This is a genomic window from Terriglobus albidus (assembly GCF_025685425.1).
Taxonomy (GTDB): Bacteria; Acidobacteriota; Terriglobia; order Terriglobales; family Acidobacteriaceae; genus Terriglobus; species Terriglobus albidus.
In genome coordinates this window covers 785,546-801,775 of sequence record NZ_JAGTAS010000058.1, presented here as the reverse complement: position 1 = coordinate 801,775, position 16,230 = coordinate 785,546, and the positions used below count along the sequence as shown (strand labels likewise).

General features: G+C 59.3%; 11 protein-coding genes. 3 read left to right on the top strand and 8 right to left on the bottom strand.

The window, feature by feature from the left end:
* Position 1 precedes the first annotated feature (1 nt).
* From OHL21_RS22420 to OHL21_RS22410, 3 genes are read right to left on the bottom strand one after another with little or no spacing between them, the layout of a single operon-like run.
* Entirely contained in the window at positions 2–943 is a 942-nt protein-coding gene (locus OHL21_RS22420) for an ATP-binding cassette domain-containing protein (RefSeq protein ID WP_263419919.1), read from the bottom strand.
* Between the two features lie 10 nt (positions 944–953).
* Positions 954–2,150 carry an efflux RND transporter periplasmic adaptor subunit gene (locus tag OHL21_RS22415; protein ID WP_263419534.1) on the bottom strand — a complete coding sequence of 399 codons (1,197 nt, stop codon included), beginning with the start codon at positions 2,148–2,150 and terminating at the stop codon, positions 954–956.
* Positions 2,151–2,167: 17 nt separating this feature from the next.
* Positions 2,168–5,362 carry an efflux RND transporter permease subunit gene (locus OHL21_RS22410; protein ID WP_263419533.1) on the bottom strand — a complete coding sequence of 1,065 codons (3,195 nt, stop codon included), beginning with the start codon at positions 5,360–5,362 and terminating at the stop codon, positions 2,168–2,170.
* 219 nt (positions 5,363–5,581) lie between these two features.
* On the opposite strand from OHL21_RS22410, the gene OHL21_RS22405 reads away from it, so the two are divergent.
* Positions 5,582–5,833, top strand: coding sequence for a hypothetical protein (locus OHL21_RS22405; protein ID WP_263419532.1), 252 nt, complete (start codon positions 5,582–5,584; stop codon positions 5,831–5,833).
* A gap of 13 nt (positions 5,834–5,846) precedes the next feature.
* Here OHL21_RS22405 and OHL21_RS22400 read toward each other — a convergent pair whose 3' ends face one another.
* The 4 genes from OHL21_RS22400 to OHL21_RS22385 all read right to left on the bottom strand — a co-directional run bounded on the left by OHL21_RS22400 (position 5,847) and on the right by OHL21_RS22385 (position 10,472).
* Positions 5,847–6,635, bottom strand: a complete 789-nt coding sequence (locus OHL21_RS22400; protein WP_263419531.1) for an SDR family NAD(P)-dependent oxidoreductase — start codon at positions 6,633–6,635, stop codon at positions 5,847–5,849.
* 78 nt (positions 6,636–6,713) lie between these two features.
* A complete protein-coding gene (locus tag OHL21_RS22395; protein ID WP_263419530.1) occupies positions 6,714–8,318 on the bottom strand; it encodes an OmpA family protein in 1,605 nt (534 codons plus the stop codon).
* Between the two features lie 576 nt (positions 8,319–8,894).
* Positions 8,895–9,608: a response regulator gene (locus OHL21_RS22390; RefSeq protein ID WP_263419529.1), complete on the bottom strand. Its 714-nt coding sequence runs from the start codon at positions 9,606–9,608 to the stop codon at positions 8,895–8,897.
* A 159-nt stretch (positions 9,609–9,767) separates the two neighbouring features.
* Positions 9,768–10,472, bottom strand: coding sequence for a response regulator (locus tag OHL21_RS22385; protein ID WP_263419528.1), 705 nt, complete (start codon positions 10,470–10,472; stop codon positions 9,768–9,770).
* Here OHL21_RS22385 and OHL21_RS22380 point away from each other — a divergent pair.
* A complete protein-coding gene (locus OHL21_RS22380) occupies positions 10,471–12,249 on the top strand; it encodes a DUF2339 domain-containing protein (protein ID WP_263419527.1) in 1,779 nt (592 codons plus the stop codon). The two genes, OHL21_RS22385 and OHL21_RS22380, sit on opposite strands and share 2 nt — an antisense overlap.
* A gap of 6 nt (positions 12,250–12,255) precedes the next feature.
* On the top strand, positions 12,256–13,506 hold the full coding sequence (locus OHL21_RS22375; protein WP_263419526.1) for a hypothetical protein: 1,251 nt from the start codon (positions 12,256–12,258) through the stop codon (positions 13,504–13,506).
* A 46-nt stretch (positions 13,507–13,552) separates the two neighbouring features.
* Here the strand turns inward: OHL21_RS22375 and OHL21_RS22370 are convergent, their stop codons facing one another.
* Positions 13,553–16,066, bottom strand: a complete 2,514-nt coding sequence (locus tag OHL21_RS22370) for a 2-oxoglutarate dehydrogenase E1 component (RefSeq protein WP_263419525.1) — start codon at positions 16,064–16,066, stop codon at positions 13,553–13,555.
* Positions 16,067–16,230 lie beyond the last annotated feature (164 nt).

Sequence of the window (16,230 nt, the reverse complement as noted above, 5' to 3'; positions counted from 1 at the left end):
GCTAATCTCTCAAATCGCGCCCGGTCAGGCGGATAAAGACGGTTTCGAGTGTCGGCTCGGTAATGGAGAGATCGCGCAGGCCGAAGGGATTGGCGGCGGTGACGATCTCCGGCAAAAGACCATCGGAGGCTTTGGCAAGTACGCGTACGCCGTTCGCTGTGGTCTCGACGCTGGCCACGCCGTTCAGCGAGCGCAGTTGCGTGGCGAGTAAGGGCGCCTCTTCGATCTGGCGCAGATCAAGCTGATAGATGGTCTCCGCGCCGATGGAACTTTTCAGCGCGGCAGGCGTGTTCTGTACCAGGATCTTGCCGTGGTCGATAATAGCGACGCGTCCGCAAAGCGCGTCGGCCTCTTCCATGTAGTGCGTGGTGAGCACGACGGTGATGCCTTCGGTGTGCAGGCGGCGGACGATATCCCACATGGCAATACGCGATTGCGGGTCGAGGCCGGCGGAGGGCTCATCGAGGAAAAGTACTTTGGGGTGATGTGCAATGGCGCGGGCGATCTGCAGGCGCTGCGCAAGTCCGCCAGAGAGCTGCTGGGGATAGGCTTTGGTGCGTTCGCTCAGGTGGAACTGTTCCAGCAGCTGGGACGTACGTGCCTTGGCTTCTGACGAAGAAGCGCCGAAGTAGCGGCAGTGAAAGTAGATGTTCTCGAAGACGGTGCAGGCGCGGTCCAGCGTGTTGTACTGCGGCACCACACCGATGTAACGGCGGGCTTCAGCTGGATTGGCCACGACATCGATTCCTGCGATATGCACGCTGCCTGCGGTCGGCAGGGCACGCGTGGTGCAGATGGAGATGGTTGTGGTTTTGCCGGCTCCATTGGGGCCGAGCAGACCGTAAATCTCTCCAGGGCGGACGGAAAGGTCTATCCCATCGACGGCCGTGACAGTCTGCTTGCCGTCATATACCTTGCGCAGCGATTGAATCTCTACGATCACCACTACAAGTCTATTGCAGGGCCTTTGGGCTCACGAGAACGCCGTCCGCGACCATGTCAGTCGGGTTAATGACGACGTTTTCGCCGGGCTTCAGTCCGGAGACGATCTCGACTGCGTTCCCCATGTCGCGTCCCAGGACGAGGTTGCGCAGGCGAGCGATGTTATCGTCTCCGACAACGAAGGTCTGCGGACCGGCGGTGCGTACAAAGAGAGCGTTGGTCGGTAGCACGGTGGGCGGCTCGGCTCGCGGTGCGTCGAACTGAATAGTGGCGTACATTCCTGGCAGAATCTTGCCATCGTTCTTCAAATCGATCTCGACCAGGATGGTGCGCGAGGTCGGGTCGATGCTGGCACTAGTACGGGAGATGGAGCCGGGGTAAGGATGGTTCGGCAACTCACGGAAGTTGACCTTCGCCGCCTTAGAGTTCATGACGGAGACGGCTTCAGCCTGCGGTACAGAGCTGAAGACCCGCACCGTGTCGGAACGGCCGACCGTGAACATCTGCGTCGTGTTGGTGGAGGAGCCGGAGGTGATCAGCGATCCATTGTCGATGTTGCGCGAGAGGATGACGCCATCGAACGGAGCCGTAACACGTGAGAAGCTGAGCTGCTGTTCCAGGCTCGTCACGGTCGCTTCCGCTGCGGCAATACTGGCTTTGGCGGCCTCCACTGTAGCCTGGTTGGTGGAGGCGGTGGCTCCGCGGGTGTCGGCATCGAGTTTGCTGACGACGCCCTGGGCGTAGAGGTCGCGCCAGCGGGCATCATTGGCGTCGGCTAGTCTGGCGTTCGCCTGGGCGAGGGCGAGTTGAGCCTTGAGCTGGGCGACGTTGGCCTGTGCCTGGCGTAATGACTGCTCGGTGGTGGGATCTTCGATCAGAGCAAGCAACTGACCCTGACGGACGCGGTCACCGATGTCAACGTAGCGGGCTTTGACATAGCCGTTGGTGCGGGCGAAGATCGCGGCCTGCTCAAAGGCCTGTACCGTGCCGGGAAGTTCCAGCTTCGTGTCTTTCGTGCCCGTCTTGACTTTGGTGACAACCACTACAGGAGGGCCGGTGACAGCGTCGGCTTCAACTTTCAGAGCCTGGTTATGACGCAGCCGGGGAAGGAAGACAACGACGGCAACGACGCCAAGCAGCAGGAACAATCCCGTGACGGCGATATAAGGGCCGCGAGAGGAGCGTTCGGTCTGGGAATTAGGGTTCATCTGTTTTGTTGTCTTCCTTACTCGGGAATCTCGTCGGCGTGCAGCTCTTTGATCTCCTGCTTGCGCAGCAGGCTATAGAAGATGGGAACAATCAGCAAGGTGGTGAAGGTCGCAACCAGCAGACCCCCGATAACGGCGCGGCCGAGCGGCGCATTCTGCTCGCCGCCCTCGCCCATGCCCAGCGACATGGGTAGCATGCCGATGATCATGGCCAGAGCCGTCATCATGACAGGACGAAGACGGGTGAAACCTGCGGAGCTAGCTGCCTGGAGGGCGTTCATGCCGGCACGTCGCTGGTCGTTGGCAAAGGTCACCATCAGGATAGAGTTGGCGGTTGCAACACCGACGCACATGATGGCGCCCATCAGCGATGGGACGCTGAAGGTGGTGCCGGTGACAAAGAGCATCCAGAGGATGCCGCAAGCGGCGCCAGGCAGCGCCATCAGGATGATGAAGGGATCAAGCCAGCTCTGGAAGTTGACGACCATCAGCAGATAGACCAGGAGCACGGCGAAGAACATGCCCAGGCCCAGACCGACGAAAGAGTCGCGCATGCTCTTAACCTGTCCTCGGACGGTGATGGAGGCTCCCGGCGGCGCCAGCTTCTGGTACTTCTCGATAATTTTGTCGATCTCTTTTTCGACACCGCCGAGATCGCGGCCCTCTGTGGTGGCGAATACGTCAAAGACCGGCTGCACGTTGTAGTGGTTGGTGATGGCCGGGCTGGAACCGTGTTGGAAGGTCGCCAGGTTGGAAAGTAGCTGCGGAGCAGCGGCGCCCGTACCGGAAGTGATGGGCATACGCTGGAGCGAATCGATCGAGTCGAGCTGGTGCTGTGGGACCTGTACCTGGACGATATAGTTCACGCCGTTCTGCGGGTTCAGCCAGAAGTTCGGCTGTGCCGTTCCGGAGCCGGAGAGAGCGAAGAGCATACTGCTGGCGACGTTTGCTTCGGTCATGCCCAGGTTCTGTGCGCGCGTGCGGTCGACGTTGACGACCAACTGCGGAGAGTAGAGAACCTGATGAACGTGAACGTCCACAGCACCGGGGATCTTCGCGATTTCGGCGCGCATCTTCTGCGCAATCTCATAGTTGGGCAGCGTTTGGCGGCCGCTGATCTGGACGTCGATAGGAGCGGGAAGGCCGAAGTTCAGGATCTGGTTGACGATGTCGGAGGCCTGGAAGTAGAAGACCGCGTCGGGAAAACGCTCGCGCAACACCTTGCGAAGCTTCTGCCGGTACTCGGCGGTGGGGCGGTGGCCTTCCTTCATGGAGACGATGACCTCGCCGTCCTGCACATCGGTCAGCGAGCTGTCGCCGAAGGCAAGATTGAAACCGCCGCTGGGGATGCCGATGTCATCAAGAACTGTATTCAGCTCGTCCGGAGGGATGACCTCGCGAATCGTATTTTCTACCTTGGCAAAGACCTGCTCTACCTCTTCAATGCGGGTTCCGGGAGCGGCGCGGACGTGCAGGCGGAAGGTGCCGGCATCCACCTGTGGGAAGAAGTGTTCGCCGATGAAGGGAATAAGGCAGAGAGTTCCGGCGATGAAAAGCGCGAACGATCCCAACGTGAACTTCGGATGCGCCAGAGTCCAATCCAACAGTGCGTGGTAGCGGGAGCGGAGCCGCTCGAAGAGGTCATTGAAACGGAAATGGATTCGCCAGATCAGACTCGCGTTTGTGACATTGTGGTGGCCTCCTTCTTCCAACTGCTGGTACATATCCACCTCGGACGCGAGGAGGAACTTCACCATGGTGGGAACCAGCGTACGCGAAAGCAGATAGGAGGCCATCATGGCAAAGACCACGGCCATGCCCAACGGCGTGAACAGGGACTTGGCGGCCCCGGAGAGGAAGGCTACCGGGACGAAGACGATGCAGATCGCCAGGGTGGAGACGAAGGCGGGAACAGCGATCTGGGCGGCGCCATCCAGGATGGCCGGTTCGATCTCCTTGCCGAGGCCGAGGTTGCGATGGATGTTCTCGATCTCAACGGTGGCATCGTCAACCAGAATCCCGACGGCTAGGCCGAGGCCGCCGAGGGTCATGGTATTCAGGGTCTCGCCAAACATATTGAGGATGATGATGGAGACCAGGATCGAGAGAGGAATCGAGATAGCGACGATGATCGTTGAGCGCCAGCTTCCAAGAAAGAGCAGAATCATCAGCGCTGTCAGGCTGGCGGCGATAGCGGCTTCCTTGACGACGCCCTGCAGAGCGGCCCGCACAAAGAGGGACTGATCGAGCAGCGGGATAACGTCAGGCGGTGGTGGTGGAAGGTTGGCGATGATGCGCGGCAGCGTCTCCTTCACGCGCTTGATGATGTCGAGCGTGGACGCGTTGGTGGACTTCAGGACGGTGATCAGCGCAGCACGCTTACCGTTAAGCCGGACAATGTTCTGTTGGATGGGCGACCCATTGTGAACAAAGGCCACATCCCGCATGTGAACCGTGGCTCCGTTGACCTGACGGATGGGGATGTCATTCAACTGGTCCAGAACCAGAGGACTGGCGTTGGTGCGCACGATGTAATCGGTGGTGCCCACCTTGACGTCGCCGGCGGGCAGAATCAGATTTTGCGCGGTCAGCGAATTGACGACATCGGTCGGCGAGAGGCCCTTGGAGAAGAGAGCCTGCAGATCCAGGTCGACCATGATGCTGCGGGCTTTTCCGCCGTAGGGCGCGGGTACCTGGGCACCCTGCACCGTGGCAAGTTGCGTACGCAGGAAGTTGAGGCCGATGTCGTTCAGGTCGGCTTCGGTGAGGCGATCCGAGGAGAGGCCGAGCTGAAGAATGGGAACGTTTGAAGCCGAGTAGCGCAGGATGAACGGAGCCTGGGTTCCCGGCGGCATGATACGAAGGATGGACTGGCTACCTGCAGCGATCTGAGCTACGGCGGACTCAATCTTCGCTCCCGGTTGGAAGAAGATCTTGATGATGGAGATGCCGTTTACCGACTGCGACTCAATATGTTCGATGTCGTTGACCGTGGTGGTCATACTGCGCTCGGAGACGGTGGTAAACCGTTTCTCCATCTCGTCGGGACTGGTGCCGTTGTACTGCCAGATGACCGTCACGACCGGGATATCGATCGTGGGAAAGATATCGATGCTCATGGTCGCGATGCTGACGATGCCCAGTACGAAGATCAAGACAGACATCACCACGAAGGTGTAGGGACGACGCAGGGCTAGACGGACAATCCACATGGGAACTCTTCAGCCTTCAACGAGCGATTCGATGTATTTTCCGGGACATGCCCATTGTAGAGCGCGCACGGTCGAATTTCTGAATGATGTCTAGACGTTTTGGAGGGGCGTGGGGTCGCAGCTCCGAGGCCTAAATATCGGATATCCGGAGCGATCATCCGATATAAGACAAATGCCATAAATAATTCGAGTTACAGCGTACGGGGCTAGAATGAGAGTATGGCGCGAGGGTGGGAGAGTAAATCCGTGGAAGAACAGCAGGCACAGACTGAAGCACCTAAACCGCAGGACCAGAAGATCGAAAAGGCGGCGGAGGCTGAGAAGGCCCGCCGGCGGAAGGAACTGGAGCTGCAACGCGAACATATTCTGTCGCAGCGCACCTCCAATCCCCATCGCAGAACCGCTTTAGAGACGGCTCTGGCCGATATTGAAGAGAAGCTGGCCGCACTTGGCTGGGCCATTCACCTCTAATGACGGTGCCGGTCTACCGGGTAGTGGCACCGGTGTGGCGGTGGAAGTAGTAGGCGTTGCCCTGGTCGATGGTCGTCAGCACGATGGTATGAATGTTGACGTGTGCCGGCCGTGTGACCGCCCACAAAATGGCATCGGCGATATCTTCGCCGGTGAGCGGCGTAATGTTCTGATAGACCTTGGCAGCCGTTGCCTCATCCCCATGGAAACGTACTTTGCTGAACTCGGTTTCCACCATGCCTGGATCGATGGAAGTAACGCGGATCGGGGTTCCGAGCAGATCGATCTTCAACCCCTCTGAGATCGACTTTTCGGCCGCCTTACTGGCGCAGTACACGCCGCCGTTGGCATAGGTGGCGTATGAGGCGGTCGAGCCCATATTGACGACGTGGCCGCGCTTCCGCGCCACCATGCCGGGCACCACCGCTTTGGTGACGTAGAGAAGTCCCTTCACGTTGGTATCGATCATCTCGTCCCAATCGTCGGGGTTATTCTCGTGCATCTTGCCCATGCCGCGGGCGAGGCCGGCGTTGTTGACCAGGATGTCGATGGCAGTCCACTCGTCAGGCAGATCAGCGATTGCCTGATTGACGGCGTGACGATCGCGGACGTCGAGCTGGAAGAGATGAACCGCTTCGGCTCCGGCGGCGAGCAGCTCTTCGCGCATGGCTTCGAGGCGTTGGATGCGACGCGCGCAAAGCAGCAGGCGCGCTCCCTGCTGGGCGAAGGTAAGGGCGGTGGCTGCGCCGATGCCGGAGCTGGCGCCGGTGATGAAGACAATGTTTCCGCGAACGGGCTGCATACCTTCACGCTAGCACGTCCGGAGACAGCATAGGCCACCCGAGGGCGGCCCATGCTGGTGTGGTTGTTCGAGTTAAAGTTACTGCGGCTGGTTGGCCGGAGGGGTGGAGGTTCCGGTAGTTTGCGTGGGGGCGGACGTACCGGTGCTGGTGGCTACACCGGAGTTCTCGGAGTCCTTCACGCCGATGGCCGCGCCGGAGACGACAAGTTCCACGCGGCGGTTCTGTTGGCGGCCCTGGGCGGTCGTGTTGTCCGCTACAGGACGGGTCTTGCCAAAGCCTTTGGCGGTGACATTATCCTGGGGAACGCCTTCCGTGGTCAGGAAGCTGGCGACCGTATTAGCGCGATCTTCGCTGAGCTTCTGGTTGTAGTCATCGCCGCCCACGGAATCGGTGTGACCCTCCACCTGAACTTTCAGCGAAGGATAGGCCATCAGGATGCCGGAGACTTTTGCGAGAGCCACTTTGGTATCAGGCTTCAAAGTGTACTTGCCGGTATCGAAGAGGACATCGGACATATTGACGATCAGGCCACGAGCGGTCTCCTGGGTCGCGAGGACCGAGTTCAACTGCTGACGCAATTTTTCGCGAGCTTCGGTAGCAGACTCCTGTGCGCTTGCGGCTGCCTGGGCGGCCTCAGCCGCGCGGGCGCGAGCCTTGGCGGCTTCGGCTTCAGCACGGGCACGCTGGGCTGCTTCCGCTTCAGCGGCTGCCTGAGAGTTTGCTGCCTGCAGTTCGGCCGCTTTGCGCGCATCGATCTCAGCTTGCTGTTGTTCGGCCGCGATCTTTCGTAGCGTACTGATGCGAGCATCTTCCGAGCGCTGAACCGCTTCACGGGCGAAGGTCACTTCCTGTTTGCGGTCGCCGTGTTTGTTTTGATCGAGCGAGTCGGCGTTGTCGAGACTCTGCTTCACCTGCGCCATGATCTGAGGTTCGTACTTCTCAGCGCCGGCGTTGACGGCGATGCGATAGGCGTTGTGCGCTTCGTACAGCTCCAACGGACTCTTCTCATCGCGTGTGATCGGGTTCATCACCGTCTTCGATCCGTTGGTTTGAGAGACGTACTGGCCGCGCGGCAGCAGCGTATAGTGCGCATTCACCTTTTCCGTAACGCCATTGGTCTTGTTCTCGATGATGTGATTCTCAAGAACAACCACGTCAGAGGGTACTCTGACCGCAAAGTAAGGTTCGGCGGTGACCATTAGGCCGAAGCTCTGCAGGCCGGTGGTGACGGAGATGTTGACATCATTGCCCGAAGGCAGAAGTTCGCCAAGATTCTGCGGGTGGCCGTCGGGTGTAATGGCCCACAGCACGTAGGTCAGGTATTCCGGACCGAAGCCGTTGGCTGGAGGAAGGTGATCGACTTTCGCGTCGATGAGCATGCGGCCCTTGTCGCTCTTCACCACAGCCTTGCCTTTGGCATTGGCAAGAAGCGGTGTCCCCACTAGGTCAAGGGTTGTTGACCCACTGCGATGTAAGTAGTTGACGGCATCAAGGTCGCGCTGGACGACGGTGACGCGATAGAGGGGAACACCGTTATATTCGCCTTCGAGGTGTGCTCCGCCTGTTCGTGACTGTGCCGCAGGCGTATTCGTCGGATTAGGCTCCTGCGCTGCGGCGGCAAGAGGCAGACTGGCCGCAGCGAGCAGGGTTGCATAGAACGTGTACCTGGAAATGACGTACATGGTCTCGCTCCTTCATCGCTCTCTGTGCCCCTTCCTTAATGCGGTTTTGACGAGGGGCCTCAGAACACCGGCGGGCTATGAAACTCCGGTGTGCATTGGTGGGATGCGGGGGAAATTGCGAAAGGGTGTCCATCTCCGAGGCTGGGAATGGAACCTTATTTTTTGTCGAATGGAGGCAACCTGAGAGGGGTTTTGCCGGCGGGAAGCGAAGTTTGCTTTGTCATTTCGCAGCAACCGCAATCTGCGTTGGGGTTCGAAGCGGCCGAGTATTCCTTTTAGGCGAATCGATACATTCGGAATCCCATACTCAGATTGCCCATCCGTTGGGTACCAATGAGTGGGATATTCGGGACACCGGGGACTTGGGTCGCTTGGGGAATATTCGAGCGAAGCTCGAACCGGTGGGAGCCGTGGCCTTCAGGCCACGGTCTATCGGCGCTAGATAGAAATGGGCTCAGGGCTAAAAGCCAATCTACTTTTACGCCTTTATCAGCGGCCTGAAGTCCGCTGTTCCCACCAGTTTAGAAAAGCAGATTCCTCCGCGACGCTGGAATGAGAAAGTATCTGTCTACGTTTCTAGTTATCGGCCTGAACCAGCTTATGCGAGATCGCGAAGAGTGCGAGTTCCAGACGAGTGGAGACGCCGGTCTTGTCGAAGACGTTCGACAGATGGCGCTTTACTGTCTCCTCGCTGATGGAGAATTGCTTTGCAATGTCCTTGTTGCTGCAACCTTCGACAATGCAGGAGACGACTTCCAGTTCACGCGGAGTCAGACCATAGGTCTTGCGTTCCGGCTGCGCGGCGGCTCTCTGCATCAGGTCATGCAGTGCCTTGACGAGGTTGACAACACGTTCGCCGCCGATCCAGTAATCGCCGCCGGCGACCGCGCGGACAGCCTGTGACAGATCTCCGGCGACGGAATCTTTGAGGACGATACCGCGTGCCCCGATCTGCAGCGCTTCAATGAGCTGCTGCGTCGTGATGGCGCTGGTCAGGAGGACGATCTTGACTCCGGGTGAACGGCTCATGATCGCCCGCATGGTCTCCAGGCCGGGAAGCCGCGGCATCTGCAGGTCAAGCAGGAGGATGTCAGGCTCGTGTTCCAGCGTCTGGGTGATGGCGACATCACCATCTTCCGCCTCGCCTACAACGTCAAATCCGTGTTCGGGTGCGAGCATGTTGCGCACGCCGAAGCGCACGACTGGATGATCGTCGGCGATTACGATACGAACCGGAAGTCCGGAGTGCCCGATACTGTGCGCCCCAGACTTCGAGGTAGCTGCTTTCATCTGTATTCCTCCGGTCTGGAGAGGGTTGATACGGCTAGAGCAATTCTCCTAATACTGTAGCTCTGGATAAATCTGCGAATTCCATTTTCTTCGCAGGAAAACGGCGCACACAGCTATAACTCCGCACTACACCTTTAGGAGAACTGCTTTATTGGCCCATCAAAACCGCGCTTCCAGCATACGACGCAGACGGTCTACTGCGAGCTCGAATTCATCCAACTCGGTACCAACTTGCTTCCCCGAGATGCCGTTGCGTTCAAAAAGAGAGGCCAGGGAAGCGAGTTCAACCGCGCCGACCATGGCGCAGCCTCCCTTGATGGCATGGGCCTGGCGGCGGAACGAGGAGTTGTCATTTTCATGGAAGGCCGTGCGCATGGCTCTAATCCGTGTGAGGGCATCATCCAGAGCGAAGGTATAAGTCGCTTTTAACTGGGTGGCCGGCATGGCGGCCGCCATGCGGCGATAGATGCCTTCGTCCAACAGATGAGCCTCCTCGGGAGAGGCGCCAGGATGCAAGCCGGAACCATGCGTGAGGGAGAGAAAACGCTCCATCGAGAGCGGCTTGAGGAGGAAGGCATCGAAGCCCGGCAAGCGGTGTTCCGGAGCCGTGGCGCTCATAGCGAAAATGCGCAGCTGGGTGGGGGTGGCCTTTCGCATGGCAGCTGCCAGAGCAGGGCCCCGCAGGCCGGGCATCTGCAGATCCGTCAGCACCAGACCGATCTCATGGTTCTTCGTGATAGCAGCTACCGCATCGTCGCCGGAACCGCAGCCAGTGACGATGAAACCCTCCTGGGTGAGCAAGACATCCAGCAGCTCCAGGCTCATGGGGTCGTCTTCGACAACGAGAATCTGGTTGGTAGCCATGACGCTGACAGGGTATAACAGCCTGCATATGGAAGACAGCCCGGAAAATCTTGCGGAGCAGTTATTGCTCTTACGAAAACGCGTTGAAGCGTTGGAGGACGAGATTGCTACGCTCCGCGGCCAACGTGCTGTCCAGCCAGGTATGCCCAGAACCCAGGCTGTGCCGCCTCCGGCCCGGCCCGCTCGTTCTGGCGTATCGAGCTCAGTTCTGAAAGAGCGGCAGAACCTTGAATCGCGGCTGGGATCGCAGATCTTCAATCGTGTCGGCGTGCTGGCATTGCTGATTGGGGCGGCATGGGCGCTGAAACTGGCGATCGATAACCAATGGATCGGCCCTGCTGGGCGCATTCTCGCAGGCCTGATCGCGGGCGCCGGGATTGTGGTGTGGTCGGAGCGTTTCCGCAGCAAAGGTTTCCGAGTCTTTTCCTATTCGCTGAAAGCGGTAGGCACCGGTGTTTTGTATCTGTCGCTCTGGGCTTCCTTTCAGCTCTATCACTTGCTGCCGGAAGGCGTGGTCTTCGCGGCAATGTTGGCGGTAACTGCGTGGAATGCCTGGATGGCCTGGGCTCAGGATGCTGAGCTCCTGGCGGCGTATGCTCTCGCCGGGGGATTTGCCACTCCCGGACTCCTGTCGACCGGGCAGAACCATGTGGTGTTCCTTTTTAGCTACTTGATTGTGCTAAGTGGTTCTGTCGTCGTACTGCTGGCCTTCAAAGTGTGGCCTCGCCTGCTGCTGGGAGCTTTGGCGATGTCTTCGATCTACACCATCGCCTGGTACACACGCTTTTTTACGCCAGATCAGTTCGGCGTGGCCAGCTTCTTTACGTTGGTGCTGTTTCTTTTGTTTGCGATGTTGCCACTTGTGCAGTCGTTGGAAGAGAACGGGGTGCTGTCGGTCTGGTTGCCGCTGGCAGCGAGCGCTTATGGCTCGTTGACGTTCTATTCGCTGCTGCAGGATAGCGGCCGCCATGGATGGTTGAGTTGGGGAGCGGTTGCGCTTGCCGCCCTGTACCTTCTGTTGATGCGGTTGCAGATCCGGTTACGCCCAAATGCGGTCAGTGAGGCAATTCATCTGTCGCTGGCGATCGTCTTCCTGACCATTGCCATTCCGTTGAAGGCTTCGGGACGCTGGATTACGATCGGCTGGCTGGCAGAGGGGGTCTCGTTGTACTGGATCGCGGCTGAGAAGATGAAGCGGCAGGCCGCAGGACTGCAGTCCAGCGTGCGCTGGCTTTCGCTGGGAGCGCTTGCATTGGGCTATGTTGGAGCCATCACATTGCCCTGGTGGACGAGCAGCAGCCCGGTTCCATTTGCGAATGCAGCTTTTGTCGCCGAGATCTGCGCGATTGCCGCATTAGCCGTCGTGATTTGGATCGATCTCAAACGTGGTCAGATGCAGATTCCTGCGATCTCCTCGGTCGCGTTGAACCTGCTTATACTCGTGACCGTACGCCGCGAGATCTTTGCGTTTTTACCGGTTCGAGGAACATTGGATGATTCGATTGCGCTGGAGTTCACTTTCTCCGCTTTCATGATGCTCCACGGTGCGGCACTGTTGGCGATCGGCTTCTGGAAGCGCACGGCTTTCGTGCGCTGGCAAGGGCTGGTGCTGCTGGTCGCTACCATAGGAAAGGTCTTCCTGTACGACATGCGTAGCCTGTCACAGGGATATCGGGTTCTCAGCTTTATCGGTCTGGGAGCGCTGTTGATGGCCGTAAGCTTCGTCTATCAGAAAGACTGGCTCGGCCTGAAAGCCGTGTCCCGTTCAGAGGAGTAGTTTGTCGTGAAGTGGTTTGCCGCAGGGCTGGCGTTGCTGGTGGCATCGTCGGCGCCCTCCCCCCAACCCTCGGATTTCCGCTACCAGCGCCGGCTCACCGCGCCTTCTGTCGCCGGCGCGGACCAGGCATGCGCCGTGCTGGATTCTGATGTTTTTGCCCATGCTGCACCGGCGTTGCGCGATCTGCGACTCTTCTCCGGCAGGCAAGAGGTGCCGTATGCCACCACGGTATCTGAACCGGCCACGCCGGAGGCCGAGCCCGCACGCGTGCTGAATCTTGCAGCCCAGGGGCATTCTGTCGTTTTCGATCTGGTGATGCCGGGACATCCTTATACCGAGATCGAGCTGAATCTCGATGCAAAGGACTTTCTGGCAGCAGCGAAGGTTTCGGCCGGCGGTGAGGTGCTTGGCAGCTATACGATCTTCGATCTCTCCAGCCAGCATCTCGGCCGCAATACGACGCTGCATCTGCAGGAGAGCACGTTTTCCATCCTCCACGTCGAACTCACGCCGATCACCCCGCAGGGGAACCCGCACGCTCTCACGATGGGGAGTGTACGAGGAGCGACGATTCCGCCAAGCCGCGAGGAACAGACACTTTACACCGTGGTGGCTCGCAGCACGAACTTCACCCAGCAGGGAAGGCGGACGGTGACAACGATCCCGTTGCCGCCACAGGTGCCGGTGGAGCGTGTCCGGTTCCAGATGCAAACGGGAAAGGCCGTGAACTTTGCACGCACGGTGAGGGTGACCGCGCGAGCCTCCGAAGAAGGCAGCCGTAGCGAGTCCGCAACGGGAGAGATTCTGCGCGTGAAGATCACGCGAGGCGGGCGCGAGATCGAAGACGAAGATCTGACGATTCCATTCACGATTGGAGCGAATCTGCAGTCGCCGGCAACCGTGGAGATTGCCGTTGAGAACGGCGACGACCAGCCGTTGCCGATTGCCGCAGTTAACCTGGAGATGCGCCAACGGAAGCTATGCTGGCAGACAAGTGTAGCCAGTTCGCCGGTCCTGTACTACGGCGACAAGACACTGCCGGCTCCGGTCTACGACTATGCCCGGATCTTTCCGGTAAGCGGGCGACAGGCCGAAGCAACGATAGGGGCGGAGGAGAATAATGTGCTCTTTCACCAGACACAGGCAAAGCGCCCGCTGACCGACCGCTATCCGCAATTGCTGTGGCTGGCGCTGATTGGTGTCGTAGGGACGCTGGGCCTGGTGGCGCTACGCTCGGCGATGAAGCTTCCCAAATAAAATGCCCGGGGCGAGCCGGGCATTTTTATTTGGGGATGGCTTAGATCTATACGCGGCCGAAGGCGATCTCCATCAGCAGCTTCTCTTCGATCTCGTGCGCCTTGGCGGAGCCGGTGGCTGGGCTGGCGGCTGCGGCACGGTTGACGGTGCGTACGGGGATGTCGCCTGCGGCGTAGCGCAGCTTCGGATTGATGTAGGTGAGCGGGCCCATGTTGGCCGGCTCTTCCTGTACCCAGATAAGCTCTTCGACGTTCGGATGCTGCGCGATGGCGGCCTGCAACGCAGCTTCCGGCCAGGGGAAGAGCTGTTCGATGAAGACAATGCCGGTCTCGGTGTCCTTGCGCTTGGCGCGCTCGACGCGGAGGTTGTGGCCGATCTTACCGCTGCAAATGAGCAGGCGTCTGGCGTTCTTAATCTCGCCTTCCGGCAGAACGGTCTGGAAGTGCTGATGGCTGAAGTCGGCAATCGGAGAGATCGCGTCCGGATGACGCAGCATGCTCTTGGGCGTGAAGACAACCAGCGGCTTGCGATAGGGTGACAGCGCCTGGCGGCGCAGCAGATGGAAGTACTGCGCAGCGTTGGAAGGTTGCGCCACGATCATATTGTCTTGCGCGCAGAGCTGCAGATAACGCTCCATACGGGCCGAGGAGTGTTCCGGACCCTGGCCTTCGTAGCCGTGCGGCAGCAGCATGACGATGCCGGAGAGCAGGTGCCACTTGGCCTCTGCCGCGGAGATGAACTGGTCGATGACCATCTGCGCGCCGTTGGAGAAGTCGCCAAACTGCGCCTCCCACAGAACGAGGGCCTCAGGGAAGTCGCGCGAGAAGCCGTATTCGAAGCCAAGCACAGCAGCTTCGGAGAGCATGGAGTTGTAGGCTTCAAAGTTGGCCTGCTTCTCGCTCAGATGCTGCAGCGGCGACCAGCGGAACTCGGTTTCGGTATCGGTGTAGAAACTGTGACGCTGATTGAAGGTGCCGCGCTGAGAGTCCTGTCCGGAGAGGCGGACGGGTACACCGGACTCAAGCAAAGAGGCATAGGCGACCAGCTCAGCCATACCGTAGTCGAACGGACGCTTGCCCTCTCCCATCTCCTTGCGCTGGGCGAGAAGGGCCTTCACCTTGGGATGGATGTTGAAGTCGGCCGGATAGGTGGTGAGTTTGTTGACCAGCTCCGCGATGCGTTCGGTGGGAAGACCCGTGACCGTGTCGTCGTTGACCGGAAGATAGCCGCCCTTGTAGTTATCCCAGTACGCGGGCGCATCGGTCATGTGCGGGATCTCGGTGGCCTGCGTCGCCTGCTTCTGCGCGTTGAGCAGTTCTTCCTGAACAGCCTTAGCCTCTGCCGTCGGATCGACGCCGATCTTCTGCGCATAGGCCTGATAGATCGCGGGACGGTCCTTGATCAGGGCATAACGGCGCGGCTGAGTGACCGTCGGATCGTCCACCTCGGAGTGACCGTGCTTGCGATAGCCAACCAGATCGACGACTACATCGGAGCCGAAGGTGGCACGGTAGTCGGCAGCGATCTCCGCGACACGCACAACCGCGTCGACATCTTCCGCGTTGACATGGAAGATGGGAATCGGCAAACGCTTGGCCAGGTCCGTGGAGTAGCGCGACGAGTTGGATTCCTGCGGCATGGCGGTGAAGCCGAGCAGGTTGTTTGTGAGTACCTGGATGGTGCCGCCAACGTTGTAGCCGTTGATCGTGGCAAGGTTCAGCGTCTCGGCGGTCATGCCCTGTCCGGCGAAGGCGGCATCGCCGTGGAGGACCATGGAAAGGACCTTCTTCTGTCCGTCGGCTCCAATGCGGGTCTGTTTGGCGCGTACGCGGCCGACGACCACCGGATTCACCACTTCGAGGTGCGACGGGTTGGAGGCCAGGTGCAGGGCCATCTTCTTGCCATCAGGAGAGGTGTAGGTGCCGGTGGCTCCGAGGTGATACTTCACGTCGCCACCGCCCAGTGTGGAGCGAGGATCGACGTCTTCAAACTTGGTGAAGAGCTCTACCGCGGCGCGGCCAACGGTGTTGGTCATCACGTTCAGGCGTCCGCGGTGAGCCATGCCAAAGACACAGATCTCAACACCCTGTGCGGCGCTGGTGGCAAAAAGCTGATCGAGGAAGGGAATCAGGGAGCAGAGGCCTTCGAGAGAGAAACGCTTCGTTCCGAGATAGCGGGCCTGGATGACCTGTTCGAAGATGTCGGCTCGGATGAGCTGGGAGAGGATGTGCTTCTGATCGTACTTTGGCGCCGGGCGCTCCATGCGATTCTGCAGCCACTGGCGTCGCTCAGGCGATGGAATATGCATGAACTCGGCGGCGATGGTGCCGCAGTAGTAGCTGCGAGCCTCCTGTGCAATCTCGCTGGAGAGCTCATCTTCAGGCACATCGACCGGAAAGGGCTCCGGCGGAAGATGCTGGCCCAGCGGATCAAGCTGTGCCTGCAGATAACCCCAGCGACGAAAGACATCGAATACAACATCGCGCGTCATTGCGGGTGCCGTTTCATTCGTTTGTGGGGTTGTGGTTTTCTTCCGTTCGACAGGAGCCTTTGTCGCCATTGCACCATCTTCTCCAAAAGGCGAATTTTTCCTCGAAAATCCGCCACACCTATGCTAAGCCTGCGCAAGTACTTTCGGCAGGGGTTTCAGGGCGTCGTGTATCGATTTTCGCATATTCTGTGCGCTAATCGGACGAGGCCCAAAAATGGCGCGGCAGAAGCCGC

What these genes read in the sequence shown, in the direction of transcription:
- OHL21_RS22395 (WP_263419530.1), bottom strand. Translation starts at nt 8,318, where the DNA reads ATGTACGTCATTTCCAGGTACACGTTCTATGCAACCCTGCTCGCTGCG.
- OHL21_RS22370 (WP_263419525.1), bottom strand. Translation starts at nt 16,066, where the DNA reads ATGGCGACAAAGGCTCCTGTCGAACGGAAGAAAACCACAACCCCACAA.
- OHL21_RS22410 (WP_263419533.1), bottom strand. Translation starts at nt 5,362, where the DNA reads ATGTGGATTGTCCGTCTAGCCCTGCGTCGTCCCTACACCTTCGTGGTG.
- OHL21_RS22380 (WP_263419527.1), top strand. Translation starts at nt 10,471, where the DNA reads ATGACGCTGACAGGGTATAACAGCCTGCATATGGAAGACAGCCCGGAA.
- OHL21_RS22385 (WP_263419528.1), bottom strand. Translation starts at nt 10,472, where the DNA reads ATGGCTACCAACCAGATTCTCGTTGTCGAAGACGACCCCATGAGCCTG.
- OHL21_RS22390 (WP_263419529.1), bottom strand. Translation starts at nt 9,608, where the DNA reads ATGAAAGCAGCTACCTCGAAGTCTGGGGCGCACAGTATCGGGCACTCC.
- OHL21_RS22400 (WP_263419531.1), bottom strand. Translation starts at nt 6,635, where the DNA reads ATGCAGCCCGTTCGCGGAAACATTGTCTTCATCACCGGCGCCAGCTCC.
- OHL21_RS22415 (WP_263419534.1), bottom strand. Translation starts at nt 2,150, where the DNA reads ATGAACCCTAATTCCCAGACCGAACGCTCCTCTCGCGGCCCTTATATC.
- OHL21_RS22405 (WP_263419532.1), top strand. Translation starts at nt 5,582, where the DNA reads ATGGCGCGAGGGTGGGAGAGTAAATCCGTGGAAGAACAGCAGGCACAG.